The organism is Arthrobacter sp. Y3221087 (assembly GCF_059089905.1).
Genome location: NZ_JBNHFE010000019.1, coordinates 1 through 1,407, shown reverse-complemented (window position 1 = coordinate 1,407; position 1,407 = coordinate 1). Strand labels below are relative to the sequence as shown.

The 1,407-nt window shown below is 65.1% G+C and carries 2 protein-coding genes; both read right to left on the bottom strand.

Features of this window, described 5'->3' with window-relative positions:
* Positions 1-56: 56 nt before the first annotated feature.
* On the bottom strand, positions 57-680 hold the full coding sequence (gene hxlA, locus AC5RUO_RS19960) for a 3-hexulose-6-phosphate synthase (protein WP_115524978.1): 624 nt from the start codon (positions 678-680) through the stop codon (positions 57-59).
* Positions 681-749: 69 nt separating this feature from the next.
* Complete coding sequence (gene hxlB, locus AC5RUO_RS19955) at positions 750-1,349, bottom strand: 6-phospho-3-hexuloisomerase (RefSeq protein WP_494104440.1); 600 nt, start codon at positions 1,347-1,349, stop codon at positions 750-752.
* Positions 1,350-1,407: the final 58 nt, after the last annotated feature.

Below are 1,407 nucleotides of genomic sequence, written 5' to 3'. Positions count from 1 at the left end.
GCCGTGTACTGCCCGCGGTGGTGTTTTGTGCGGGCAGTACACGGTTCGGGGTGGGGTTATGCGATGGCTTCGCGGAGTTCTTTTGCTGCCAGGGCGGGGTCGGCTGCGCCGTAGATTGCGCCGCCGGCGACGGCGACGTCGGCGCCTGCTTTCTGGACGTCTGCGATGGTGGCGACTTTCACGCCGCCTGCGACGGAGAACGGCACGCGGGCTTCTGCTCCGGCGCGGAGCAGTCCGTTCAGGTCGAAGCCGGGCTTGGCCTGCTCGTCCAGGCCGGCGTGCATTTCGACGAACTTGGCGCCCAGGGCGCGGGCTTCCTTGGCGCGGGTGACCTTGTCCTCGACGCTGATCAGGTCAACGACGACGCCCTTGTTGTGGGCCTTGGCTGCCTTGACGGCGCCGGCGATGGTGGAGTCGTCGGCGGTGCCGAGCACGGTGACCAGGTCCGCGCCGGCCTTGAAGGCGATGTCGGCTTCAAGTTCACCGGCGTCCATGGTCTTCATGTCGGCGAAAACGATCTTGTCCGGGTGGGCTTCCTTGATGGCGGTGATCACGGAGAGGCCTTCGGCCTTGATCAGCGGGGTGCCGAGCTCGATGATGTCGACGTACTCGGCGACCTTGCCGGCCAGTTCGAGGGCGGCTTCGGTGGTCAGGAGATCGATGGCTACCTGGAGTTTCATGGTGATGTTTCTTTCTGTAAGGGTACTGCTGTGGATGTGAAGGGAAACTAAAAGATGCTGCGGGGGTGTCTATTCGAGGTTGGCGTGCCGGAGCCAAAGCTCTTCGGCCGGGACGTCGGTGTTTTCCCACAGCGACTGGAAGAGCGCCTCGGTGGCCAGGAACAGGCTCTGTTCGAACAGGGACCCGGAGTACTGGCGCGAAACGCTGGAGCCGTGGTCGGTTTTTTGGGCGGCGGGAATGATCACTACCGTGTCCGCGAGCCGGGCCAGCGGCGAGTCCGGGTTGGTGGTGAACGCGGCAATCCGCGCCCCTGCTTTCGCCGCGGTTTCTGCTGACTTGACCACTCCCGAGGTCGTTCCCGACCCCGAAGCGACCAGCAGCAGATCCCCGGAGCTGATCGCGGGAGTGGTGGTGTCACCGGCAATATGGACCGTCAGGCCCAGGTGCATCAGCCGCATCGCCGCCATCCGCAGGACCAGCCCGCTGCGCCCGGCCCCTGCGGCGAATACCCGGCCCGGCTGGCCCAGCTGCGCGGCCAGGCCGGCCAGCTGGTGTTCATCGATCTTGGCCACCGTACCGGTGATCTCGTCCCCGACCAGGGACAGATTACGGACAATATCAACGTCCGTGCTGTACACGGCAGGCGCCGTGGTGGTTGTAACAGTCACGATAGGACCCCTCTCAAACTATCCGGGCACCGGGACCTACGCCGCCCCGATGCATGCT

Coding starts and splice junctions, on each gene's coding strand:
- hxlA (WP_115524978.1), bottom strand. CDS start 680: ATGAAACTCCAGGTAGCCATCGATCTCCTGACCACCGAAGCCGCCCTC.